23 protein-coding genes are annotated in these 23,738 nt (G+C 34.7%); 5 read left to right on the forward strand and 18 right to left on the reverse strand.

Annotated features, from left to right (window positions below):
• Positions 1-262 precede the first annotated feature (262 nt).
• Both BLS98_RS05030 and BLS98_RS05035 read left to right on the forward strand, forming a co-directional pair.
• Entirely contained in the window at positions 263-2,074 is a 1,812-nt protein-coding gene (locus tag BLS98_RS05030; protein WP_089734478.1) for a TonB-dependent receptor plug domain-containing protein, read from the forward strand.
• A gap of 71 nt (positions 2,075-2,145) precedes the next feature.
• Positions 2,146-2,862 carry a DUF2490 domain-containing protein gene (locus BLS98_RS05035; protein WP_089734143.1) on the forward strand — a complete coding sequence of 239 codons (717 nt, stop codon included), beginning with the start codon at positions 2,146-2,148 and terminating at the stop codon, positions 2,860-2,862.
• Here BLS98_RS05035 and BLS98_RS05040 read toward each other — a convergent pair.
• The 13 genes from BLS98_RS05040 to BLS98_RS05100 form a co-directional block, all read right to left on the reverse strand.
• The gene (locus tag BLS98_RS05040; protein WP_089734146.1) at positions 2,859-4,910 is read right to left on the reverse strand and encodes a M48 family metalloprotease; all 2,052 of its coding nucleotides are present in this window, start codon (positions 4,908-4,910) and stop codon (positions 2,859-2,861) included. The genes BLS98_RS05035 and BLS98_RS05040 overlap by 4 nt on opposite strands.
• Positions 4,911-4,920: 10 nt before the next feature.
• On the reverse strand, positions 4,921-5,367 hold the full coding sequence (locus tag BLS98_RS05045; protein ID WP_089734479.1) for a phosphohydrolase: 447 nt from the start codon (positions 5,365-5,367) through the stop codon (positions 4,921-4,923).
• Between the two features lie 80 nt (positions 5,368-5,447).
• Positions 5,448-5,783, reverse strand: coding sequence for a YegP family protein (locus BLS98_RS05050; RefSeq protein WP_089734148.1), 336 nt, complete (start codon positions 5,781-5,783; stop codon positions 5,448-5,450).
• A gap of 151 nt (positions 5,784-5,934) precedes the next feature.
• Positions 5,935-7,710, reverse strand: coding sequence for an acyl-CoA dehydrogenase family protein (locus BLS98_RS05055; RefSeq protein ID WP_089734150.1), 1,776 nt, complete (start codon positions 7,708-7,710; stop codon positions 5,935-5,937).
• Positions 7,711-7,760: 50 nt separating this feature from the next.
• The gene (locus BLS98_RS05060) at positions 7,761-8,117 is read right to left on the reverse strand and encodes a four helix bundle protein (RefSeq protein WP_089734152.1); all 357 of its coding nucleotides are present in this window, start codon (positions 8,115-8,117) and stop codon (positions 7,761-7,763) included.
• A 35-nt stretch (positions 8,118-8,152) separates the two neighbouring features.
• On the reverse strand, positions 8,153-9,331 hold the full coding sequence (locus BLS98_RS05065) for an acetyl-CoA C-acyltransferase (RefSeq protein WP_089734154.1): 1,179 nt from the start codon (positions 9,329-9,331) through the stop codon (positions 8,153-8,155).
• Between the two features lie 105 nt (positions 9,332-9,436).
• Positions 9,437-9,901, reverse strand: a complete 465-nt coding sequence (gene tnpA / locus BLS98_RS05070; protein WP_089734155.1) for an IS200/IS605 family transposase — start codon at positions 9,899-9,901, stop codon at positions 9,437-9,439.
• 102 nt (positions 9,902-10,003) lie between these two features.
• Complete coding sequence (locus BLS98_RS05075; protein WP_089734157.1) at positions 10,004-12,397, reverse strand: 3-hydroxyacyl-CoA dehydrogenase/enoyl-CoA hydratase family protein; 2,394 nt, start codon at positions 12,395-12,397, stop codon at positions 10,004-10,006.
• Between the two features lie 54 nt (positions 12,398-12,451).
• Complete coding sequence (locus BLS98_RS05080; RefSeq protein ID WP_045502437.1) at positions 12,452-12,904, reverse strand: MarR family winged helix-turn-helix transcriptional regulator; 453 nt, start codon at positions 12,902-12,904, stop codon at positions 12,452-12,454.
• A gap of 165 nt (positions 12,905-13,069) precedes the next feature.
• Positions 13,070-13,993: an ABC transporter ATP-binding protein gene (locus tag BLS98_RS05085; protein WP_089734159.1), complete on the reverse strand. Its 924-nt coding sequence runs from the start codon at positions 13,991-13,993 to the stop codon at positions 13,070-13,072.
• Between the two features lie 103 nt (positions 13,994-14,096).
• Entirely contained in the window at positions 14,097-14,474 is a 378-nt protein-coding gene (locus BLS98_RS05090) for a GxxExxY protein (RefSeq protein ID WP_089734482.1), read from the reverse strand.
• Between the two features lie 518 nt (positions 14,475-14,992).
• Positions 14,993-15,964 (reverse strand): FecCD family ABC transporter permease, encoded by a 972-nt coding sequence (locus tag BLS98_RS05095; RefSeq protein WP_181575081.1) that lies wholly within the window; start codon positions 15,962-15,964, stop codon positions 14,993-14,995.
• 18 nt (positions 15,965-15,982) lie between these two features.
• The gene (locus BLS98_RS05100; protein ID WP_089734163.1) at positions 15,983-16,543 is read right to left on the reverse strand and encodes a TlpA family protein disulfide reductase; all 561 of its coding nucleotides are present in this window, start codon (positions 16,541-16,543) and stop codon (positions 15,983-15,985) included.
• 32 nt (positions 16,544-16,575) lie between these two features.
• Here BLS98_RS05100 and BLS98_RS05105 point away from each other — a divergent pair, with 32 nt between their 5' ends.
• Both BLS98_RS05105 and BLS98_RS05110 read left to right on the forward strand, forming a co-directional pair.
• The gene (locus tag BLS98_RS05105; protein WP_089734164.1) at positions 16,576-17,700 is read left to right on the forward strand and encodes a ferredoxin--NADP reductase; all 1,125 of its coding nucleotides are present in this window, start codon (positions 16,576-16,578) and stop codon (positions 17,698-17,700) included.
• Positions 17,701-17,756: 56 nt separating this feature from the next.
• A complete protein-coding gene (locus tag BLS98_RS05110) occupies positions 17,757-18,314 on the forward strand; it encodes a SanA/YdcF family protein (protein ID WP_394331774.1) in 558 nt (185 codons plus the stop codon).
• Here BLS98_RS05110 and tamL read toward each other — a convergent pair.
• Positions 18,311-20,911 (reverse strand): translocation and assembly module lipoprotein TamL, encoded by a 2,601-nt coding sequence (gene tamL, locus BLS98_RS05115; RefSeq protein WP_089734168.1) that lies wholly within the window; start codon positions 20,909-20,911, stop codon positions 18,311-18,313. The two genes, BLS98_RS05110 and tamL, sit on opposite strands and share 4 nt — an antisense overlap.
• On the opposite strand from tamL, the gene BLS98_RS05120 reads away from it, so the two are divergent.
• A complete protein-coding gene (locus tag BLS98_RS05120) occupies positions 20,897-21,622 on the forward strand; it encodes a TrmH family RNA methyltransferase (protein ID WP_089734170.1) in 726 nt (241 codons plus the stop codon). The two genes, tamL and BLS98_RS05120, sit on opposite strands and share 15 nt — an antisense overlap.
• A gap of 49 nt (positions 21,623-21,671) precedes the next feature.
• On the opposite strand, the gene BLS98_RS05125 is transcribed toward BLS98_RS05120, so the two are convergent.
• From BLS98_RS05125 to cmk, 4 genes are all read right to left on the reverse strand, one after another.
• Complete coding sequence (locus tag BLS98_RS05125) at positions 21,672-22,169, reverse strand: phosphoribosyl-ATP pyrophosphatase (RefSeq protein ID WP_089734173.1); 498 nt, start codon at positions 22,167-22,169, stop codon at positions 21,672-21,674.
• The gene (locus tag BLS98_RS05130) at positions 22,162-22,482 is read right to left on the reverse strand and encodes a phage holin family protein (protein WP_045496351.1); all 321 of its coding nucleotides are present in this window, start codon (positions 22,480-22,482) and stop codon (positions 22,162-22,164) included. The genes BLS98_RS05125 and BLS98_RS05130 overlap by 8 nt, the downstream gene beginning before the upstream one ends.
• Before the next feature lie 80 nt (positions 22,483-22,562).
• Positions 22,563-22,913 carry a YtxH domain-containing protein gene (locus tag BLS98_RS05135; protein ID WP_089734174.1) on the reverse strand — a complete coding sequence of 117 codons (351 nt, stop codon included), beginning with the start codon at positions 22,911-22,913 and terminating at the stop codon, positions 22,563-22,565.
• A 95-nt stretch (positions 22,914-23,008) separates the two neighbouring features.
• A complete protein-coding gene (gene cmk, locus BLS98_RS05140; protein WP_089734176.1) occupies positions 23,009-23,683 on the reverse strand; it encodes a (d)CMP kinase in 675 nt (224 codons plus the stop codon).
• Positions 23,684-23,738: the final 55 nt, after the last annotated feature.

Genomic DNA, 23,738 nt, shown 5'->3' on the forward strand with positions numbered 1-23,738 from the left:
GATCTTTTAACATGTTTTTTTATCCGGGTATTGTTTTATGTTTTAAAATTATTTAAAATTGTATTCATAAATATGTAATATAGAAATGAGAAAATTATTCAGAGATCTAGTTACACATTTAATGAGAAAAAGATAGAAACTCCCTCAAAAAAACATAGACGCGGCATTCATGCTGCGTCTTTTTTTATGACAAGTATCATTTGCCTGTCTTCATGAACTCTCTTACTTTTGAACCTTGTTAAAAGAAACTACGGAAACTATTATGATCAAAAAGATAGGAAGTGTTTTTTTTCTGGGATCTTTACTTTTGGTAAATGCACAGGAAAAAACTACAGATATTGAAAACATTGAATTTCAGGGGAAATTTATCTCCACACCTTATAAAAGCGCCAACCAGAATATTACTGTAATTACCAAAGAAGATATTGCCAATGCTCCATCTAAAAGCATTGATGAAATCCTTCAGCAGGTTCCGGGTATGGACATCAGAAGGAGAGGATCTAATGGAGTTCAGAGTGATATCAGTTTCCGTGGAAGCTCCTTTGAACAGGTTTTGTTATTACTGAACGGAGTAAGAATGAATGATTCTCAAACGGGGCATAATTCTATGAACCTTCCGGTAGACCTGGAAGATGTGGAAAAGATTGAAATTATAAAAGGTCCTGCTGCCAGACGTTTTGGACAGAATGCTTACGCTGGAGTAATTAATGTGATTACTAAACCTGGAATAGGGAAAAAAGTTAAAATAAGTGCAGAAGGTGGCGACTATAGTTCTTATGGGCTAGGGTTTAATGCTCAGATGGGAAATGAAAAATTTGCCAATACGCTTCAGGCTAATGCTTCAGGATCGCAGGGATACATGTACAATACGGATTACGAAATCCGAAATGTATTCTACCAGGGTAAATTGAATATTAAGAATGGAGACTTGAGGCTTCAGGCCGGTTTTTCAGAAAAGAAATTCGGAGCTAATGGTTTTTATGCCTCTAAAACGGCTATAGATCAGTATGAGGAAATGCAGGCTTCCATTGTAAGTGTGGCGCATCAGCAGACCTTCGGGAAATTAAAGATTAATTCTAATGTGTATTGGAGAAGAGGGCAGGATATGTACCTTTTCAACAGACAAAAGCCTTCTATTTACAGAAATATGCATATTGGGAATAATGTAGGTGGAGAGATAAATTCCAGTTACCAATGGGGACTGGGAACAACCGGAGTAGGAGTGGAACTGAGAAAGGAATTTCTGGTGAGCAGCAATTTGGGAAATCCTAACCGTTTTGTTTCTCAGGTTTTCTTTGAACACCATTTCTCATTACTGGATAAAAAACTGAATATCACCCCGGGAATTTCATGGGCTAACTATTCTAAAGAAGGGAACTTTTTCTATCCGGGATTGGATGTAGGGTATAATTTTAATCCCAACAACAAAGTATATGGAAATATTGCTAAAGTACACCGTATACCAACCTTTACGGATCTTTATTATGTAAGTCCGCAGGAAAGTGGTAACCCAAATCTGCTGCCTGAAAATGGGATATCGTCTGAGGTGGGATATCAATATCAGAATCAAAGGATTTTAGCTAAAGTTAGTGGTTTTTTAAGAGATTCAAAGAATTCTATTGATTGGATAAAAAAAGATATTAATGATAAAACGTGGGCAGCTGAAAATGTAGGAAATATCAAAATCAAAGGGATAGAAACCGAGATCAATTATAAAATGACCAACTGGCTGAAAATGATGGCAGGATATACTTATATTGATGGTAAGTTTCAGAAATCCAATGAGTTTGTTTCCAAGTATATTATGGATAATCTGAGGCATCAGTTCATTGGTAAAGTGGAAGCAAAATTTCTTGGTGCCTTTACTAATGAAATTGTGTACAGATACAATGAAAGGATGAATTTAGGAAGCTATCAATTGTTAGATAACAAATTAAGTTTTAACAAAAAAGATTATTCTGTATATGTTTTAGTGAATAATATTACCAATACAAAATACACGGAAGCATTTGGAGTTGAAATGCCACAAAGATGGTTCCATATTGGTTTTTCTTACACAATTAATATGAAGTAAGTGTTAATTCAATATTAATTAAAGTTAATATTAACAAATTGTTAAAAAAATTACATTTGCAAAAATTTTTTATGAAACGTTTTCTAGGTTTAAGTCTCCTTCTTAGTCTATCTTTCTTCAAAGCTCAGGAACATATTTCCAGCTTCAATGCAGTGACTCTAACCTATAAGTTTCATCCTAAATTTTTCCTCTACGGAGAAGGTCAGTTGCGAGGTAACGAAGATTATACCTACCCGGATTATTATGAAATAAAAGGGGGAATAGGATATAACCTTACTAAGAATCACAAACCATTTGTGGGACTTGGTAGATATGTGAACTATAAGGATAAAAAATTAAGCAGAGAAGAATTCAGGGTTTGGCTTCAGGATGTCATTGATGTTAAAAAAGGCATCGTGAAGTTTGAAAATCGTTTTCGTGTGGAGAAAAGCTGGTTTTATGAGCCACAAACCGACAATACTTCCCAAAGAATGCGTTACCGTTACCGTTTGAACATAAGTGTTCCTTTAAATGCCAAAGAAGTCAAAAAAGGGACTGTTTTTGCCAACGCTTATGATGAACTCTTCCTGGTAACTCCAATGAAGCCTACTTTTGCCAGAAACAGAGTTTATGGCGGTTTCGGCTATCAGATCGATGATTATTTCGGGATTGTGACTGGATATCTTTGGCAGCGTGAATTTGAAGCAAAAGGAAATAAAAACTTACATTTCATTTACCTGGCTTTAAACATCAACATTGATGGTACGAACCATGAGGTGAAAACATATGATTTCCCTGGTGCGGATTAAGAAGCTTTGCTGATTTCCGACTGTAAGTTTAATAGTTCCTGTTTCGTATTAAGGTAATAAGTATTTAAAATACCCTGGTACTTTTCAATCAATAATGATACAGAATCCACTTCATTCTGAAGGTACCTGTCATTGTTGAAGTAAATATATTCAGAATTTACAAACTGTTGAAGAAGATTATTTTCTTCAGCAGTGAGTAATTCTTTATAAGCTGAACTCTCAAGAAGGCTTCTGATCTTTTGTTTAAACGGTTTTTCTGCCTTCAAAAGCTTTGCCCTGTACTTACGGATTTCTTCAAAAGGTAAAGTAACCGCCATAAACTGTAAGTATCCGATAAATTCATTAAGACTCTCCTGAAATTCATCAAACTCTTTATCTATTACAGTCATTTTTGTGTACTTATGTATCAAGCTCATTTTGTACTGATCGTTACCTCTACGATAATAATACTGGAAAATAGATTTGTCATTTTCACCAAGTTCAGCCGTCACATCTTTAAGCTCATTTTCAAGTTGAGGAATAATAGTTCCTGCATCTTTTGCTTTGTGTAAAGTCCCATTATACCTGAATGTTTTTATTTCTTTTGGCTGCGAAACCAAATATTTTAAAGTTTGAAGATCTTGTTCTATACCGGCTTTTTCATACACCAGAGAAACTTTTTTATCACTGAATAAATCCGATTCATGATGAAGTCCGTCATCAGGAATCATCGTTTCAACATTTTCTAAAATAGGAGTATGCCTTTCATAATAACCATTAAAGCCGGAAACCAGGTTCTGATATCTATTGTTTTCCAGGTAGAGTGTTGTAAAGGTATTACCGTCAATAACTTCCCCAACATTTTTAATACTTAACAGGGTGAGGTATTTTGCCGTTAAAGTTTCACATATGCTTTCATATCCTTTTATGATTTCCCCGGCAGGTCTGTGGTCGTGGGTTGTATTCCGGGTTTCATTCTTTTTGATTCTTTCAACCCTTTTGTCAATATCAGGGTGTGAGGACCATTGGTCTTCAATCTCAATTCTGGATTTATTATAGCGGGTTAAATCTTCAATATCTATTTTTGGAAGTCCGTTTACATAAGGATGATTATTTCTTTCGCTGAAGATCTTCATTAGAGAAATCTGATTTTCATAAAGATTTTTGGGCAGATATTTCTGATTGCTTTCTATGTAGAAATTGGTTGCATAATTAAAGGCTGCATCACTTAATTCCAATCTTAATAAGGATGAAATCTGCTCGTCCGGATTCGTTACAAAAGTTGAAATAGCATCTGCGTGATATTCCATCTCTCTTTGCAGGGAAGCATGGTTTTTAAAAAGAAAATTGGATATGCTTTTAAGAATATATTGAAATGCATTAATAAAACTTACAGAGATTAGCCCAAAGATTTTGAAAAATATATTACCTCCTGAAAACTCCATGATGAAATTTTCATAGTCTTTATTATTGTAAACGGTTTCAAAAATAATTTTTTCGGCCTGATTTACATAACCACCTACTTTCATACTCCTTTGAGAAAAATGGCCAAACTCGTGAGCCAGAACTGTTTTTAATTCCCCGGCACTTGTTGTATTAATCAATCCAATACCAATCGTAAGGTTTTTCTTTACGGGTAGAAACATACTCCAGAAAATAGAATTATAGCTAACACTGGCGTTTACATCCGGCGAAAGAAAAACTTTTTTTGGAGCCTGAACTTTTGTTTCCTTTACAATCTCGTCAATCATATCAAAAAGTTCAGGCTGATGGGAGCGTGAAACTTCTATCAAATGACGTGTGCTGTATTCGTTTTTCCTGAAAATAAACCGGATAAGAAAAATGAAGACAAAAATGCCTATGCTAAATAAACCTGCCGCACCAAAAATCGTAAAATAATTGACTTTAATTGTCAATAGCTTTATAGCTCCATATCCTAAGAGGAAAATCATTAGGAGAGAGGCCAGGATGAGTAGTAAGTAAATGACAAAAAAAGCTGATACTGATACAATAGCAGAAATCAGCTTAGATTGATAAGCAGTTGAAATTTTGGGCAGGTTATTAGTCATTTTGTTTTTATTAGTATTTCTCTATCAGATAGCGATAGGCTTTAAGATATTTATTGAATCTTTTAATATCCTTAGGGGTAAGCTCTCGGTTTACTCTTCTAAGGTCCATATTATCGCGAAGATCATTAAGCTTTACGGCAACAGCCAGAGGTGATCTTTCTGTTCTTTTAACAAACTCATCATAATCTTCTTCGGGATCAAATTTAGTAAGGCAGCTTATTGCGAAAATAATGTATTCCGGGAAGCCTTCGGTTCTTAAATAATCCAGGCTGAATTCTAACGGATGATCTTCAACAACATCATGCAAAACACCTACAATTTTCTCATCCATCGTTTTACCATATTCCATTACGCGCATTACGTGGGCAATGTAAGGAGCGTGGTATTTGTCAGTTTGTCCTTTATGTGCTTTATCAGCAATCTTTATAGCTCTATGTAGTAATTCTTCTTTTGTCATTTTTATATAAAAACAGAATACAAAAATAAAAAATGCCTTAAAAAAATAAGACATTTTTATGGAGATTATTTAAGATCGTTCTACAAATTTATTTCATCCTCTACAGAGGCGTTGGGAGCATTGTTTTTTACAGATTCTATTCCGTTTTCCATCCCGTTATCTGTTTCATACATCTGGCTGGTTCCAATAATCTGTCCGTTTCCGGCTTTAAGATTGAAATAACATCTGCTATCTCTGGCGGTATTTCTTTCAAATTTGGCATCTTCCTGTGAATTGGTTTTTACAGAGTTGATTCCGCTTTCACAGGACGGTTTGGTACTGTATCCCTGGCTTGTTAATATAATCTGACCGTTCCCGGCTTTAAGATTGAATTGAAATTCACCGTTGGCTCTTTTAGAAATAATAAATTTTCCCATACGTTTGTATTTTGAGTTAAAATGGTTTTAGCTCTAATAAAATTAGGAAAAAATATTGAAACCTGAAATTCTTTAAGATTTCAATAATAGGAATTCAATAAAAAAAACGCCCCAAATGGGACGTTTTGAAATCAAATTTATGTTATAAAGACTAATAAGTTCCTTTTTCAATATAATGAGCAGCCACTTTTTCAGTTAATGCCACTACATTTGGATTGTTAGTATACTTAGTGAATCTTCTTAATCCTGAAAGCATCATTCTCTGCTCATCTCCTTCAGCGAAAGAAATAATTCCTTCTTTAGCTGCAACAGTAATTTTCTCAACAGCTTTGTAAAGATTTAACTGAGCCATAGCTGCTTCTACAGAATCAGGAGAGAAGTGTTTTTCTGCTCTTAATACAGCAGATTCTGCCATATAGATCTGGTTAAGGATTTCAGAAGCATTCAATAATAAATGCTGTTGCTTTTCAATATCCATCATATATTTTTGAAGAGCTGCTCCGGAAACCATAAGGAATACTTTCTTAAGGTTAGCGATAATTGCTTTCTCTTCACTCATGAATTCTGAATAATCAGGCACTTCGAATGAAGGAATACCCATCAATTCTTTACTGATTGCCATTGCAGGAGATAAAAGGTCTAATTCACCTTTCATTGCTCTCTTAATTAGCATTCCTACAGCTAATAATCTGTTGATTTCGTTAGTACCTTCATAGATTCTTGAAATTCTTGAATCTCTCCATGCAGCTTCCATTGGAGTATCTTCAGAGAATCCCATACCTCCGTATACCTGGATTCCTTCATCAGCAGTGTGCTGTGCAAGATCAGAAACAAATACTTTAAGGATAGAACATTCTACAGCGAATTCTTCAACACCTTTAAGCTCTGCAGCCTGGTGATCCATTCCGCCTGCTACCAATTCGTCAATTTTATCCTGAACGTTTTTCGCTGCTCTGTAAGAACCAGCCTCACTTACGAAAACACCTGTTGCCATTTCAGCAAGCTTCTTTCTGATTGCTCCGAAAGTAGCGATAGAAACATTAAACTGTTTTCTTTCGTTAGAATACTGGATAGAATGGTTTAAGATTCTTCTTTGAGCATCTAAACAAGCCGCCGCTAATTTGATACGACCTACGTTCAATGCATTTAAAGCGATTTTGAAACCATTGTTTCTTTCTCCTAAAAGATTCTCAACAGGAACTTTCATATCATTGAAGAAAACCTGACGGGTAGAGGAAGCACGAATACCTAATTTGTGCTCTTCTTCACCGAAAGTTAAGCTTTCAGGGTTCTCCAGTTCAGAACGGTTGATTACAAAACCAGTGATGTTTTTATCATCATCAATTTTAGCAAATAATGTGAACGTATCTGCAAATCCTGCATTAGAGATCCACATTTTCTGACCATTGATGATATAATGTTTTCCGTCTTCGGAAAGTTTAGCTCTTGTTTTTCCAGAGTTAGCATCTGAACCTGCATCCGGCTCAGTTAAGCAATAAGCACCGAATTTTGTTCCTGTTGCTAAGTCCGGAAGATATTTTTTCTTTTGTTCTTCAGTTCCGTAAAGAACGATAGGAAGAGTTCCAATTCCTGTGTGTGCTCCATAAGCTGTTGCTAATGAACCTGTAGTTCCCGAAAGGTAATCACAAGCTAACATCGTAGTTACAAAGCCCATTCCAAGACCTCCGTACTCTTCAGGAACTGCGATTCCCAGCATTCCCATATCTCCAAGCTTACGCATTGTTTCTTCAGTGAATGCATAATCTTTCTTTTCGAAACGCTCTCTTTGAGGGACAACCTCTCTATCTATGAATTCCTTCGCAGAATCACGAAGCATTTTTTGTTCTTCATTCAGTTCTTCAACACTGAAAATTTCGTTTGCAGGAATTTGTTTAATTAAGAATTCCCCGCCTTTTAATGTAGCCATATATTATTTTATTTTTTTAGATTAAAGAACAAAGAGAAAAGAAAAAAGACTTACAATGTTAAATTCTTTTGAAAGCCAGAAATCATTCTCTGTAGTTCTGTGATTTTATTTTCTATTTTTTCGGTTTTAGAAATTTCAAGATAATTTCTGTTGCTCGAAATAATAATTTGAGTTTGCAATTCATAAAGAGAGCCAAGACTTATTTCTAAGAAACGATTAAAGTCCTTATTTGAACTTCTACTTGAACCTTCTGCAATATTTGAAGCTACAGATACTGTACATCTTCTAATTTGAGATTTAAGTCCAAATTCTTCGTTTTTTGGAAAGCTATCTGTAACAATATAAATTTCATCAGCTAATTCAATGGAAAGTTTCCAAATGTTAAGATGTTTGAAATTATGTTTCATTATAGTCTTTGTTCTTTATTCTTTACTCTTTCAGTCTATAACAATTCAAAAATAGAAGCTGCTCCCTGTCCTGTTCCCACACACATAGAAACCATTCCATATTTGTTTCCACGTCTTCTCATTTCGTCAAGAAGCTGAACCGTTAATTTAGTTCCTGTACATCCTAGTGGGTGACCAAGTGCAATTGCTCCTCCGTTTACGTTTAAGATATCAGGATTTAGGCCTAACTCTTTTTTGATAGCAACTGATTGTGATGCGAATGCTTCATTTAACTCGATCAAATCGATGTCTTTTAATTCAAGACCTGCTTGTTTCAATGCTTTTGGAATAGCATAAACTGGTCCCATTCCCATGATTCTTGGTTCAAGACCCGCTGCTGCATACGCTGCTAATCTTGCTTCCGGCTCAAGACCTAATTCTTTTACCATTTCTTCACTCATTACTACTACGAAAGCTGCACCGTCACTCATCTGAGAAGAGTTTCCAGCTGTTACACTTCCTCCGTTAGCGAAAACAGGTCTAAGTTTAGCCAAACCAGCAAGAGAAGTATCTGCTCTTGGACCTTCATCTACAGAGAAATCGAATTTCTTAGTCTGAAGCTTCTGATTTTCATCTAAAAAGTTATATTCTACAGGGATTGGAACAATCTGATTAGCAAATTTTCCCTCCTGATTTGCTTTTAAAGCTTTCATGTGAGATTCAAAAGCAAACTGATCTTGTTCTTCTCTTGTAATATTGTATTGTTTTGCTACTTCTTCAGCAGTGTAACCCATTCCCCAATAGTAATCAGGGTTTGTTTTTGCAATCTCCGTTTCAGGAACCGGCTTATACCCACCCATCGGAATATAAGACATAGATTCTGTACCTCCAGCGATGATACAATCAGCCATTCCAGCCTGAATTTTTGCAGAAGCAATTGCAATCGCTTCACTTCCTGATGCACAATATCTGTTGACCGTTACTCCAGGAACTTTATCTGTGTTTAGACCCATTAAGGAAATCAAACGAGCTACGTTTAATCCTTGCTCTGCCTCAGGCATTGCATTTCCTACGATAAGGTCATCAATTCTGTTTTTATCTAATTGCGGTAGCTCAGCCATTAATTTCTCAATAACGGTAGCTGCCATTACGTCAGGACGTGTAAAGCGTAGAGACCCTTTTGGTGCTTTTCCTACTGCTGATCTGAATCCTTTTACGATGTATGCTGTTTTCATTTTTTTGTTTAATTAAATTGTTTTTGAAAGATTTTTGCCTCATAGAGATAAACTGTTCATAGATCTATTGTTTTACAATGTGTGGAGCTCCGTAGGAGCGACCTGTTAGTCTTCAATCCATTCAAATAAATATTTTGAATCATATTCAATTTCAAATTTTGACATAAAATCCAGATATTCCTCTCTAAAAGTTTTCTTTTGATGATGTTCTTCCTGGTTTAAAATGTATTTTACAACCGCATCAACACTACTTTTAGAATAGGAAAAAGCTCCGTATCCTTCCTGCCAATTGAACTTTCCATTGATCCATCCTTTTTCATTGATGAATTTTGAAGACCCTGCTTTAATATCTCTTACTAAATCTGAAACTGACAGTGTCGGATTCATGCTTACAAGGATATGAACGTGGTCAGGCATTGCAAAAACTGCGAATAATTTTTGATTTCTGTTAGAAACAATACCTGTAATCAATTTATGTAATTCTTCTCTGTTTTCTTTTGAAATCAGATTTTGTCTTCCTTTTACTGCGAAAACAATTTGAATATAAATTTGTGTATAGGTATTGGCCATAAAGCTAACATGATCGTCTATTATCAGGTCGCCTCTACGAGGCTTTCTGGTTTTCGAAAATTATTCATAGCTATTAACAGTTCGCTCCTACGGAGCTCTCCGTTAGTTTCTCAATGGTTTCCCATTTTGTAACATATACTGAATTCTCTCTAACGTTTTTCTTTCACCACAAAGCTGAAGGAACGTTTCTCTTTCAAGATTCAATAGATATTGCTCAGTAACAACTGTTGGTTCAGATAAGTTTCCACCTACCATTACATTGGCTAGTTTGTCTGCAATTTTCTTGTCATGCTCGGAGATATATTTTCCTGTTAGCATTTGGTCTGTTCCTACGTAGAACATTCCTAAAGCGTCTTTACCAAGAACTTTTACTTTTTGCTCAATAGGTTGAGTATATCCTTGTTCTGCTAATAGTTTTGCTACTTTTTTAGCTTCTGCAATCTGTCTGTTTTTGCTTACAGAAACAATATCTTTCCCTTTTTCAAGGATTCCCATATCGTAAGCTTCATACGCTGATGTTGCCACTTTACCCATAGCGATATTCATGAAGGCATCACGAAGTCTGTTGTTCTTTACATCATCACTGTGGAATTCTCTGGAAGTTCTTAAAGTCAATTCTTTAGTACCACCACCACCAGGAATTACACCCACTCCGGTTTCTACCAGTCCAATGTAAGTTTCTGCTGCTGCAACCACTCTGTCTGCGTGCATGGTCATTTCGCATCCTCCACCTAAAGTCATTCCGTGAGGAGCAACTACAACAGGAATAGAAGAGTAGCGAACTCTCATCATTGATTTCTGGAAGTAAGCAATAGCCATATTCAAATCATCCCAATCCTGCTCAATAGCCATCATAAGGATCATCGCAAGGTTGGCTCCTACAGAGAAGTTTGCCCCTTGGTTTCCTACTACTAATCCGTCGTATTCTTTTTCTGCTAAATCAATAGCTCTGTTTAATCCATCTAAAACTTCGCCTCCAAGAGAATTCATTTTGGAGCGGATCTCGAAGTTGATGATACCATCACCTAAATCAAGAATAGCAGCTCCGGAATTGCTCCAAAGTGTTTTGTTTTTTCTGATGTTATCAAGGATAATGAAAGCATCTTGTCCAGGGATTTTGTTGTATTCTCCTGAATTTTTATCAACATAAATGCTTTGCCCCTCATCATTAACTTTGTAGAATGTTTCTACATTTTTAACCCAGTCAGAAACTTCATAACCGGCATCTTTAGCTAACTCAATACCTTTCTGAACACCTACGGCATCCCAGATTTCAAATGGACCATTTTCCCATCCGAAACCAGCTCTCATAGCATCGTCAATTTTGTAAACTTCGTCAGAAATTTCAGGAACTTTATGAGAAACATAAGCGAATAATGCTCCTAATGATTTTCTGTATAGTTCACCAGCTTTATCTTTACCACCGATTAATACTTTGAATCTGTCGATTGGCTTATCGATAGCTTTTGTTAATTCTAAAGTAGGGAATGAAGATTTTCCTTGAAGTTCATATTCCAAAGTATCAAGATTCAATCCGTGAATTTCAGATTTACCTTCAGCGTTTTTCACTTTTTTATAGAATCCCTGCTCGGTTTTTGAACCTAGCCATTTATTATCCATCATTTTCTGGATATAGGCAGGAAGAGCAAATACATCGTTAAAGTCATTGGCTTCAGCACCGCTTTGACGAACACCGTTCGCTACCATTACTAATGTATCAAGACCTACAACGTCAGCTGTTCTGAAAGTAGCCGATTTTGGACGCCCGATTACAGGACCTGTTAATTTATCAACGTCAGAAACCGTAAGTCCTAATTTCTGTACATTGTGAAGAAGATCCATCATAGAGAATACCCCGATTCTGTTGGCGATGAAAGCAGGTGTATCTTTTGCTAAAACGGTAGTTTTACCTAAGAATTTAGCTCCATAATTCATGTAGAAATCAATGATTTCCGGATCTGTATCGTTTGTTGGAATAATCTCAAGAAGAGGAAGGTATCTCACCGGATTGAAGAAGTGAGTTCCTGCAAAGTATTTTTTGAAATCTTCGCTTCTTCCTTCTGTTAAAAAGTGGATTGGAATCCCAGAAGTATTGGAAGAAATTAATGTTCCAGGTTTTCTGAACTGTTCTATTTTTTCGTATACAGACTTTTTAATATCAAGTCTTTCAACTACTACTTCAATAATCCAGTCAGTATTTTTAATTTTTGGTAAATCATCATCGAAGTTTCCAACTTTAATTCTGTCTGCAAACTTTGGTGAATAAAGAAGTGCAGGACTTGCTTTTTTAAGTTTTTCGAAGTTTTCAGTAGCAATTCTGTTTCTTACTACCTTATCTTCTTTGGTCAAACCTTTCTTCTGTTCAGCTTCAGTAAGTTCAAAGGGAACAATATCTAAAAGTGACACTTCCACACCAATGTTGGCGAAGTGAGCTGCGATACCGCTACCCATAATTCCTGAACCAAGAACCGTTACATGTTTGATTCTTCTTTTCATATCTAATTTTTTATTATTTATAAGGTTATACGAACCATACGGTTTTACTATAATTTACTTTCTGTTGTTTAAGAGTTCATTGGCTATTTTCATGATCTCAGTCATTACATCTTTAAAAGTATCCATCTTTTCCGGGCTAATTTTCTCCATTACTTTTTTATTAAAGTTGACAACAACTTCCTTAGACATATTTCTGGAGTTTAAACCTTTATCTGTAAGTTTAATAATCACCTCTCTTTTATCAGTGGTGGTTTTCTCCTTATAGATATATCCGTTATCTTCCAGAAGTTTGATAATTCTCGTTAGGGAAGTGGGTTCTATGGCCATTTTAGGTCCAAGATTCGTACTCCGCGTACCTTCTTTGGGATCAATTTTAAGAAGGGTGAGGGCTTGTACTGCGGTGGAATCATGTTCCTGAGCCAATTCTGTGTACATTTTAGAAACAGCCAACCAGGTCTGTTTTAAAATTAAATCTACGTTTTCTATTTTTTCCTTATTATTATCCATCATTTTTGCGCTAATGGTTTTACCCAAATTTAGTAAATATTATGCATGCATAATATTTATTAACGTTAAATTTTGTTAATAAGCTGATAGTAAATAAGTTAAATTGTATGATTTGCATAATACTATGCATGCATAGTATGTGAAATAATCAAAGAAAAACGCTGATTAATAAATGTTTCCAATGTAATTTATGATTTCTTCGAAAGATTCGCATTGTTGTTTCCGGGATTCGTTAGTAATTACCCAAAAACTGTTCTGATATTCAAAATTAAGGGAAGAAAGGTCTTTTGAGAAGTTTTTTTGAAGCAAAGAATAGAGCATTTCCTTCTGAACCTGCGGAGCAGAGATGTGTGGCGGAATAAAACTCTCGTGTATTTGAAATAATGAAGGATTGGTAAGTTCGTCATGCTGAAGCAACACATCTTCTACAATTCCTGCATGAAGTTGCGAGTCTTTTACATACCATATTTTATCTGCAAATTCTTTGGCCAAACGCCAGTCGTGTGAAGAGAAAAGGATGAGTTTGTTTTGCTCTTTAGCTAGTTTTCTAAGAGTTTTAAGAATAATGATCTTGTTTTTTTCATCCAAATGGGTTGTAGGCTCATCCAGAATAATAACAGGGGAGTTCTGGGTGATAGCACGGCCAATAAATGCTTTTTGAAGGTTTCCATCTGAAAGATTCTTAAGGAGTGTGTATTTGTATTGCCCTAAATTTAACTCCTCAATAATATGTGCTACCTCTTCACGATCCTCTTTCTTCAATTCAAAATAAAAAGGGTAGTAGATGTATTTTCCTAAAGAGATAAGATCTTCTACAGTATAATGCTGCGGAATAAGAGATTTTGAAAAAACAATAGCAATATTCTCTGCAATTTCTTTAACAGAAAGCTTTTTTACATTTTTACCATTCAATACTATCTCTCCACCCAATAAAGGGATTTGATGAAGGATAGATTTGATTAAAGTTGTTTTTCCAACCCCATTATTTCCAATCAATAAACACACATCACCAAGCTTCAAACCCGCATTAGCATTTGATATTAATGTTTTATTGTATCCGATATTGGCTTGTTTGATCTCTAGGTGCATATTTGATGTTGGATAAAAAGCAAAGTTGCTAATTGTTTTTGCAAAAATACTGTTTTAAGGCACAATGAATTTGACTTTGTCAGATTTTTATATTGTTTTTAATTTATAAATGATTGACAACTCTTGTGACTCCATTTTTAAAAACATCTGATTGAAAATTAAGTAACATTCCTAGTTTGCAATGAGTCATTTTCAAATACGTTAAAAGTTGAGCCTTATGAATTGGGCTGATAAAGTCTACTGTTTTTATTTCTAAGATGACTTTGTTTTCTATTATTATATCGAGTCTGAAGGCATTTTCAATTTTCAAATCCTCATAAATAATAGGAAGAAGCTTTTGTTTCTCCACCACGAATCCTGATTTTGTTAGTTCGTAGAACATACATTCTTCATATACGTGTTCAAATAGGCCTGATCCAAGCTTTTTATGAATTTTTAAACCTGCGTCAAAAACAATTTTTGATAATTCATTTTCTATCATTTGTTGTGTTTTTATACTTAATAAATATAAGGATTGTTGGATAAACGCAAAGGCGCAAAGATTTATCATAATATAGCGCATATTTTAAGGTGCAAGAAAATCAAAGGTTTTCAGGAAGTGTGAGTGTAGAGTTTTCAATTTTCAATTTTATCGGAGATAAAATCTTTGCGCCCTAAAGCATGATGTAGGTAAAGCAACTTGCGTCTTTGCGGTTATCAACAAAAACTACATTTTATTTTAAGAGTATAAATAAGTTCACATGGATTTCAAATAGAGGACTTATTTTCTATCATTTGTTGTGTTTTATACTTAATAAATATAAGGATTGTTGAATAAACGCAAAGGCGCGAAGATTTATCATAATATAGCGCATATTTTAAGGCGCAAGAAAATCAAAGATTTTCAGCAAGCGTGAGTGTAGAGTTTTCAATTTTCAATTTTATCGGAGATAAAATCTTTGCGCCCTAAAGCATGATGTAGGTAAAATAACTTGCGTCTTTGCGTTTACCCAACAAAATCTACACTTTATTCTGCTTCAAAAGCATCAGCAATATTACAGGAATTCCAAATACAGAACTTATCACATTCAAAGGGATTTGAGTTTTTTCTGCAATCACAGAGAAGAATAACATCACAAGCATTCCCAGAAACATATTTAAAATCCATTGCTGCCATAGTTTTGAAGGATTGTAGATCAATCGGCAAAAGTGAGGAACAATAATTCCAATAAACAGAATGGGACCTAAAAAAGCAGTAATCGATGCAGAAAGTAGGGAAGAAGCTACTATTATTAAAAGCTTTAAATGTTTTAGATTAACTCCCAAACTCTGAGCGTATGATGTTCCCAGAGAATTTCCAATTAATGGTTTTATGGATTTAAAACAGAAAAAAAGCCCTATCAATACCAAGGTGAATAAAATATAAATCTGATTTCTTGTGACCATATTATTGGCTCCAAAAGACCATAGAATATAGTTTTTTAGACTTTGATTTTCTGCATAAAACTGTAACAGAGAAACAATAGCTCCGGCAAAAGCAGATATCAGAAATCCAAAAATAATCAGGTAAGATTTATCCTGAAATCTATTAGACATGGATAACAGAACCAACATTAACAATAAACTTCCTCCAATAGCTGATAGGCTAAGAAAACTGTTTTGCAGAAATTCCGGAAGTAAAATAGTATGGGAAAAGAAAATATAAAATGCTACCGATAAACTGGCAACAGAAGTAATCCCCAGAATATCTGGTCCGGCTAATGGATTTTGGAAGTATTCCTGCATCAGAAATCCGGAAGTTGGAATTGAAATTCCGGCTAACAGCATAACAAGTACTCTGTTAATACGGATTTCAGCAATTTGACTCTGTGTAGAATCCTGGAGGAAATCCTGAAGGCTTAAACTCAAAAATCCTGTGTTCAGATTAATAATTGCGCCTCCAATGATTGCAATTGTTAACAATAAACACAGGATTTTAAATCTTTTTGACATGATTCAGAAAGATATATTTTATTTTAGAAAAGCATCAATTTTAGAATTCAATGCTTCTTCAGTCATCATCCCAAGATACTCATCCGTTTGGCTTCCCTTTCTCATGAAAGTAAAAGGAATGGAACCACCATCCCATTGTTTGAAGTTCTTTGAAAAGAAATTCGGATCCAGTTTTTGCCCATCCAATAAAATAACATTGGCTCCAAGATTATGTTCTTTCACAAAATCTTTTACAGTAGTATCCCAATCTGCTCTGTCATCAAGATTTACGAAGGTGAACTTTACAGGTTTATCTTTTAATTCCTGCATTTTATTTTTAAAACTTGGAATTTCTCTGATGCATGGGCCACACCATGTTGCAAAAAAGTTGGTAACGTATAAAGTGTCATTATTCTTAGCTAAATGCTGACCTACATTTTCAGGAGAAAGTTCTTTTGGGATATAAGCAGCCTGATCTGTTGTGCTTTGGGGTACAGCTGTTGAATCTGTAGCAACAGTGCTTTCTTCAGTTTTTGAAGCTTCTTTTTTACAACTGTAAAGAGCTGCTAGGATCAACGTGGATAAAATTATCTTCTTCATAAATTATTTTTTATCTATTTTTGAATTGAAGTATGGAACAACAAATCTATAAAGGGAAACTGATACAGTTTCATCCGTTAAAAATAGCGAAAAAGGTAGAGCTGACCAAAAATACTTTTTCTCTGGAGTTTGATATACCGGAGAATTTGAAAGAAAACTTTAAGTTTGATGCCGGGCAGTTCGTAAGTGTAAAATTTCATTCGCATGGAGAAGAAGTTATTAATGATTATTCGATGACTTCTGCTCCTTATGAAGGGAAAATATGTTTGGGAATAAAGGTTAATTCTCCTGATGGAGCTACTTCTCAACTATTTCAAAACTACAGTGAGGGTGATGAACTCATGATAAGTGAACCTGCCGGTAGATTTACGATCGTATCTAAACCGAGTGAGTTCAGAACAATTGTTGCTTTTGCTGCCGGTATTGGAATTACACCTATATTAAGTCATTTTAAAAATATTCTTCATAACGAACCCAGAACAAGACTTTTCCTTTTTTTTGGAAATAAAAGCTCGGAAGATCTTATTTACAGAGACCAGTTGGATAATCTTGCCAGGACTTGTGGAGACAGGCTTCAGATTTTTTATTTCTTTTCGCAGGAAAAGACTGCCGATCAGTTTTTCTTTGGGCGGCTGGATGAAAAGAAGTTAAATTTAATTATTAACCAGATCCTTCACTTGGATGATACAGATGAAGAATCTACGATTTGGGATGCTGTAGATGAAGTATTGATCTGTGGAAAAGGAGAGATGATTAAAACACTGGCCAATGCTTGTTATCATCACGGGATTCCAAAACGAAATATTCATTTTGAACTTTTTGAAGAATATAATGATGATATTTATCCTGTAGAAAAAGAATTCCCATTAATTGAGAATATAGAGGTGGAATTTACGATGTTAGGAAAAAAATATACGACTCAACTTCCTGATAATAAGGATAGAATACTACAGCAGCTTTTGATACAAAAATTTCCGGTTCCTTATTCATGTAAATCCGGAATCTGCGGAAGCTGTGAATGCTCTTTAGAAGAAGGAGAAGTGGAACTATTGGAGAATGAGTATCTTACCGAAAAAGAGGAGGTGCAGGGACATATATTAGCTTGCATGTCAATAGTGAAAAGTAAAAAAATAAAGCTTAACTTTGATCTTAGTTGAGAATTATTAGGAACATATTTAACTTAGGATTTGTATCATTAGAATTGGGAATTTTAATGATATGTTTCTGTAATGTGTGGGTTTTCGGACTTACTAACGGACGTACCTATACCAAAATTTCAAAAATTCCGCCAAGGGAAGTTGCCTTGGTACTCGGAACTTCTCCAAAGATGAGATCAGGCCTTTCCAATCCTTATTTTACCAAGAGGATGGATGCGGCAGCTCTTCTTTATCATCATGGAAAAATCAAAAAAATTATTGTAAGCGGGGAGAAAAGTAAAGGGTACAATGAACCTGCTGCAATGAAAAACTATTTAATCTATCAGGAAGGTGTTCCTGAAGATATTATTGTTGAAGATCCAAAAGGTTTTAATACCTACAAAAGTATTCTTCGTTGTAAAGATGTTTATAAGAAGAAAAATGTCATTATTGTTTCTCAGGGATACCATAACCTCCGTGCTTTATTTTTTGCAAGAAATAATGATATGAATGCGCTGGGATTTGATGCGCAGGATGTAACGAAGCCTGAAAGTTTCTACAGAAATCAGGCGAGGGAAGTCCTCGCCCGTGTTATTGCTGTAGTATATTTTATTTTAGGAGTTTCTCCGGATTAGAAAGGATATCCGAAGGCAAAATTGATCGTTGGCTTGAAAGGCTGTAACGTTTTGAATCTCCATCGGTCACCTTCTGGCTTATTCGGGTCAAAGATTTTATAAGCGAAGTCCAGTCTTAAAGTAATATAGGCTACATTTATTCTCAAACCGAACCCACTACCAACACCCATTTGTCCTAAGAATTTATTGAATCTGAATTCGTCTTTATGGGCATCATTATGATTACGAAGACTCCATGTATTCCCTATATCTGTAAACAAAGCACCTTCATACATATTATTAAATGGAATTCTGTACTCAATATTGGTGGTCAGTTTTACATCATTGGTCATGTAGGCACGTACTCTTTCGTCTACCTGAGAATCCGCCGGGCCTAACCCTCCGAAGGCTACCCAAGCTCTGATATCATTAGATCCACCATTAAAATAAGACTTAATAATAGGCATTTCATTAGAATTTCCATACGGAATACCTACTCCGATAAACTGACGAAGAACTAGGGTCTGATTACCATTAAACTTGAAATATTTTCTAGTATCAATATCAAATTTTACGAATTGAGCATAAGGAATTCCAAAGATTGTTTTTTGTGGTCCTAAAACGACTCCTCCGTCATTACTTTTCTTATTGAACAGACTGAGAATATTACCAGCCAGCTCAACTTTTCCATTAAAATAGAAGGCATTTGGATAATCTTTCTTCCCAATTTCATTATACACAAAATTATAGATCATTGAAGAAATAAAGACATCCTGTGTCTGTCTTTCTTTATTAATTAAACTTCCTTTGAATGTTGTAAAAAGATCTTGTCTTTGCTGATCAAGACCATTCAGATAATCTTGATTATTAAGAATCTTTTCAGTAATTTCATCTGCTGTAAGTTTTCCGGATTTATAATCTGGCTCAAGGCCGGGATAATGGCTAAAATAGTTTGCAAACATTTCATCTCTTACAACCCTATCATTAACAAAATAATCGTAATAAGCGTTTTTATTTTTTGTTAAACTGATTTGAGTATTAAATAAAGTCAGTTTATGATATACCAGATCATTTACTGTTGCCTGGTAATTTAATCCGGTGTTAAAGTTAACCCTTCCCAGACCAATGTTGTTCTGGATAGAGGCTCCTAACAGAATAGATGAAGTAGGAGTGTACCTTTTAGGAATAAATTTATAATAATTAAAAGGCAGCAGCAATCTCGGGAAGTTCAGGGATGCCTGAGCCGATATTTCATATGCTAAAACTCTTTTATCTGTATTTTCAGTACTTGCGATGGATCCAAATGTACCAGAAAGACTGGTAGAAAGGTTTTCTGCCCCTCTGAAAAGATTTCGGGTGGTAAGATCTACAGAAGGAGAGATTCCAAGATTCAGAATCTGAGAATAATTAAGGTCTGTTCCTACTTTAAGCTCATATTTAGGAAGCGGTTTTAGGATATATAAAACATCAACAATACTGTCATTAGGAGCAGTAAAACCACCTTGTCTTAAAGAGTCTCTTGCTTTTACAATACTGAAATTGTTCATCGTAAGAAGGTTCCTCTTGGTAACGTCTAGCTTCTGCTGATCGTAAGGTTGTTTACTGTCTACAATAATAGTTCTCCATAATGATGATGTTTTGTATTTGTCATTCATTTTATGGAACCTGATCCTCCTTAAGCTGTCTTTAATTGTATTTTTAGGATAATCATTAACATCATCTACAATAGCAACATCAATGTTTCCAAATGTGGCTTTTTTATAAGGTCGGTCCAGAGAATCCTTATGAATTTCCAAAGTAACAGGAACTTGTTTCTTACTTTTTAAGGAGTCAGCAACAAAATATACTTCCTCATTGGTGTTGTTGAATTTATAATACCCATATTCTCGCATTAAGTCTGTAATTCTCGTTACTTCCTTTTCAAGAATAGTTTGGTCAAGGATCTTACCAGATCTTATCAATGTTTTATTCAGATGAGCATTGTAAACCTGTTTGATGCCCTGATCCGGAATATTAAAAAAGTAATCTTTAATATAGGTAGGATCATTATGTTTGATGAAATAGTTTACTGTTGCTTTCTTAGAAGCAGAATCTAAATCATGTCTGTATTTCACTTCTGCATCCCAAAAACCTCTGTAAGTCAATCTTTTTTTGATAGACTCTGCACTTTTTTCACTTCTGGTTTGGTCTAAAATAATTGGTGGAGAACCCCATGTATGCAATAAACGGTCAAAGAAAAGGTTTTTCCCAACACTGTTTTTCATATTATACTTAATAAATAAGGAATCTCTCAGTTTCTGATCTCTCATTTCACCGGGATAGGTCATATATTCATTAAGGATTGTATCGTATTTTGGAGTGGCCATATTATAAAACATAAGGCCCAATGGCATAAAAAGAACTTGCTTCTTATTAGGCTTTTGCTGAACGTAATCCTTCAGCTCTTCATCAAAAAATTCTTTCTTATCCTCGAATTCAAAATTATTCTTAGTAAGCAGATAATCACCATCTGGAACTTTTTTTGTGGTACTACAAGCATAAAGTAGACCAACAAATGTTGCAAATGAAATAATTTTATAATATTTTTGAGGAGAATTCTTATAATGCTTACAGCTCATACAATAAAAGTTTTACAATCTTTAGATAAAAAGAAGTTCAGACAAAAATACAATTTGTTTTTGGTTGAAGGTAATAAAATCATTTGTGAACTTTTCAATTCTAACTTTAAAGTTAAAGAAATATTATCAACCGATCCACAAAAATTGGACCGTACTGATATCCCTATTACTCATATCTCTGAAAATGAGTTGAAAAAAATCAGCTTTCTTAAAACCCCGAAAGATTCTGTTGCCGTGTGTTATCTGGCAGAGGAAGAATCATGGGCAGATAAGAAAATACAGCTTGTTTTAGATGGTATACAGGATCCTGGGAATTTGGGGACAATTATACGGTTGGCAGATTGGTTTGGAATAGAACAGATTATCTGTAGTGAAGATACGGTGGATGTTTATAATCCAAAGGTCATTCAGGCAACAATGGGATCGTTTACGAGAGTCAATTTGGTATATACAGATCTTGTTGAATATCTTTCAAAAACAGAAAATATAAATATCGGAACAGATATGGATGGAGAAAACATCTATACATTTGAAAAGCCTGAAAAAATCAATCTGATTCTTGGAAATGAAGGAAACGGAATGAGGCCTGAAACGGAGAAATTACTGCAAAAATGCATCACTATTCCAAGATTTGGAAAATCCCAGTCTACAGAAAGCCTGAATGTATCAATGGCAGCCGGAATTATTTTAGGACAATTATTTTCAAAATAAAAAAATTATGGCTTAGAGAATATAAATTATTCTCTAAGCCATAATTTCCTTAAATAAGCTGTTCCATACTGGAGACGCTTTTATTTTTCTGGTATACTTCCAATTTTTTTCTGACATATTTCAGAGCAATAGGAGCAAGGTAAATTAATGCAGCTCCTACCAGTTTATTCTTCCAATTAGAACTTTTCATATTCTTTTTGGCATAGTTACCAACAATAGCGGTAACACCCAGCTTAATAATACTATCCGCAATATTTCCCTTGAAGGCCGTACTGGCAAGTCCTACTGCTGTATTTTTACTAATCAGCAGGTCTTTAACCTCTGAAGTTAGCTGCTTGGCAATGACATCCTTTCTCAGAACCACTTTTTCATCACCATCTTCATCTATTTTTTCCTGAAGATATTGATCACTTAGGCCATTGGTGAACGCACTAAGACTTTCTTTCGTATTCTTAAAGGTAAGAAGATTTTCCAGATCATTAATTTCACCTTGTAGCAGTTTTTTCTTTCTTCTTAGTTCTTCTATGCTTTCGTATTTTCTACTCATGGCTTGAATGATTTAAAAATTTAATAACCTGATCTGCAACAGTATTTACAATCTTATTTTTGAACGCAATGACAAAGGCCATTACTACAGCATAAAATGCAGCAACAATTAAGAAACCGTAGGAATAATTATCCAAAGCTTTACCAATAAGAAAAGCAATTCCAAAGTTGAAAAGGATAATAAAAAAAGCAAAAGCAACAAGCAGTACTACAAAGTAGGTAATGAGCCCGGCAGAAAGAGAAGATTTTTCTGTAGCTTCTATTTTCAGAAGGTCTATTCTCTTCGAGGCATATTCTTTAATAGTTTCTATCATTGTTTTTTTTTAAAGTTACAAAAAAAGGAACTTTCGCACAAAAGTTCCTTTCTGTAATTTACTTAAAAAAGATAAATTACTTATGATTTAAGATCATTAAGCTCTGCTTCTACATCCTTTACTACATCTGCTGTTTTAGAAACAATCTGATCTTTGTATTTGTCATACCCGTCTTTCATAGTATGTGCCACATTGTTAGCTGTTTCTTTAAAGGTAGAAGAAATATTACCATATTGGTCTTTTACTTTTTCAGAAACCTCTCCGTACTTGTCTTTTGCCTGATCTTTCAGATCATTGGCTTTATTTCTGATTTTTTTTCTTGTTTCTTTTCCTTCTTCCGGTGCATATAACATTCCTAAGATTACACCTGCTGCAGCACCCGCAAGAAGTCCCGCTAATATACCTGCTGTATTTTTTCCGTTTTTAGACATTTTAAGTTTTTTAATAGTTAATAATAGATTAGTTTTTACACTAGTAAAACTTACAATTTGTATACCAAAGGAGGCTGTATGCCTATTAAAAATTGTTAAATCTTTTCGATGTAAGAAAGAATCAGTTCTATGGTTTCTTCTTTAGTAAGTTCAGAATTATCGATTACTGTAGCGTCATCAGCCTGCTTTAATGGGGCTATTTCGCGCTCACTGTCTATTTTATCTCTTTCAATGAGGTTTTGCTTTACCTGCTCTTTATCCGCTTCTATTCCTAGTCCTTTTAATTCTAGAAATCTTCTGTTGGTTCTTTCATCAATACTGGCAGTAAGGAAGAACTTATAGTCCGCATTTGGCAGAACTACTGTCCCTATGTCACGTCCATCCATAATGACACCTCCTTTTTCTGCTATGGAACGTTGAGACTGTAATAAATAATCTCTCACTTCTTTTTGCTTGGCTACAAGGCTTACATTATCAGAAACTTCATTGCTACGGATTTCCTTAGAAATATCTTCATTATTAAGATAAAGGACAAGTGTTCCATCATTATTTTTAAATTCAAGATGAATTTTATCTAATGACGAAAATAAGGTGTTCAGATCAATCCTGCTTTCTTCATTCAGGCAGTGTTGCAAAGCAAACCAGGTAACTCCTCTGTAAAGCGCTCCTGTATCCATATGAATAAGTCCTAGCTTATCAGCAATGATTTTGGAGATAGAACTTTTTCCGGTAGACGAGTACCCATCGATAGCTATTACAGGTTTTTTCATACTGCAAATTTCAAGATTTTTTTTAGAAAATCAAGAACTAATAAGAAATTTTAAG

Origin of the sequence: Chryseobacterium jejuense (genome assembly GCF_900100075.1) — a bacterium.
Lineage (GTDB): Bacteria > Bacteroidota > Bacteroidia > Flavobacteriales > Weeksellaceae > Chryseobacterium > Chryseobacterium jejuense.

Excerpts from the sequence above, each read along its gene's own strand:
- BLS98_RS05030 (WP_089734478.1), top strand. The coding sequence starts at position 263 with ATGATCAAAAAGATAGGAAGTGTTTTTTTTCTGGGATCTTTACTTTTG.
- BLS98_RS05035 (WP_089734143.1), top strand. The coding sequence starts at position 2,146 with ATGAAACGTTTTCTAGGTTTAAGTCTCCTTCTTAGTCTATCTTTCTTC.
- BLS98_RS05040 (WP_089734146.1), bottom strand. The coding sequence starts at position 4,910 with ATGACTAATAACCTGCCCAAAATTTCAACTGCTTATCAATCTAAGCTG.
- BLS98_RS05045 (WP_089734479.1), bottom strand. The coding sequence starts at position 5,367 with ATGACAAAAGAAGAATTACTACATAGAGCTATAAAGATTGCTGATAAA.
- BLS98_RS05050 (WP_089734148.1), bottom strand. The coding sequence starts at position 5,783 with ATGGGAAAATTTATTATTTCTAAAAGAGCCAACGGTGAATTTCAATTC.
- BLS98_RS05055 (WP_089734150.1), bottom strand. The coding sequence starts at position 7,710 with ATGGCTACATTAAAAGGCGGGGAATTCTTAATTAAACAAATTCCTGCA.
- BLS98_RS05060 (WP_089734152.1), bottom strand. The coding sequence starts at position 8,117 with ATGAAACATAATTTCAAACATCTTAACATTTGGAAACTTTCCATTGAA.
- BLS98_RS05065 (WP_089734154.1), bottom strand. The coding sequence starts at position 9,331 with ATGAAAACAGCATACATCGTAAAAGGATTCAGATCAGCAGTAGGAAAA.
- tnpA (WP_089734155.1), bottom strand. The coding sequence starts at position 9,901 with ATGGCCAATACCTATACACAAATTTATATTCAAATTGTTTTCGCAGTA.
- BLS98_RS05075 (WP_089734157.1), bottom strand. The coding sequence starts at position 12,397 with ATGAAAAGAAGAATCAAACATGTAACGGTTCTTGGTTCAGGAATTATG.
- BLS98_RS05080 (WP_045502437.1), bottom strand. The coding sequence starts at position 12,904 with ATGGATAATAATAAGGAAAAAATAGAAAACGTAGATTTAATTTTAAAA.
- BLS98_RS05085 (WP_089734159.1), bottom strand. The coding sequence starts at position 13,993 with ATGCACCTAGAGATCAAACAAGCCAATATCGGATACAATAAAACATTA.
- BLS98_RS05090 (WP_089734482.1), bottom strand. The coding sequence starts at position 14,474 with ATGATAGAAAATGAATTATCAAAAATTGTTTTTGACGCAGGTTTAAAA.
- BLS98_RS05095 (WP_181575081.1), bottom strand. The coding sequence starts at position 15,964 with ATGTCAAAAAGATTTAAAATCCTGTGTTTATTGTTAACAATTGCAATC.
- BLS98_RS05100 (WP_089734163.1), bottom strand. The coding sequence starts at position 16,543 with ATGAAGAAGATAATTTTATCCACGTTGATCCTAGCAGCTCTTTACAGT.
- BLS98_RS05105 (WP_089734164.1), top strand. The coding sequence starts at position 16,576 with ATGGAACAACAAATCTATAAAGGGAAACTGATACAGTTTCATCCGTTA.
- BLS98_RS05110 (WP_394331774.1), top strand. The coding sequence starts at position 17,757 with ATGATATGTTTCTGTAATGTGTGGGTTTTCGGACTTACTAACGGACGT.
- BLS98_RS05120 (WP_089734170.1), top strand. The coding sequence starts at position 20,897 with ATGCTTACAGCTCATACAATAAAAGTTTTACAATCTTTAGATAAAAAG.
- tamL (WP_089734168.1), bottom strand. The coding sequence starts at position 20,911 with ATGAGCTGTAAGCATTATAAGAATTCTCCTCAAAAATATTATAAAATT.
- BLS98_RS05125 (WP_089734173.1), bottom strand. The coding sequence starts at position 22,169 with ATGAGTAGAAAATACGAAAGCATAGAAGAACTAAGAAGAAAGAAAAAA.
- BLS98_RS05130 (WP_045496351.1), bottom strand. The coding sequence starts at position 22,482 with ATGATAGAAACTATTAAAGAATATGCCTCGAAGAGAATAGACCTTCTG.
- BLS98_RS05135 (WP_089734174.1), bottom strand. The coding sequence starts at position 22,913 with ATGTCTAAAAACGGAAAAAATACAGCAGGTATATTAGCGGGACTTCTT.
- cmk (WP_089734176.1), bottom strand. The coding sequence starts at position 23,683 with ATGAAAAAACCTGTAATAGCTATCGATGGGTACTCGTCTACCGGAAAA.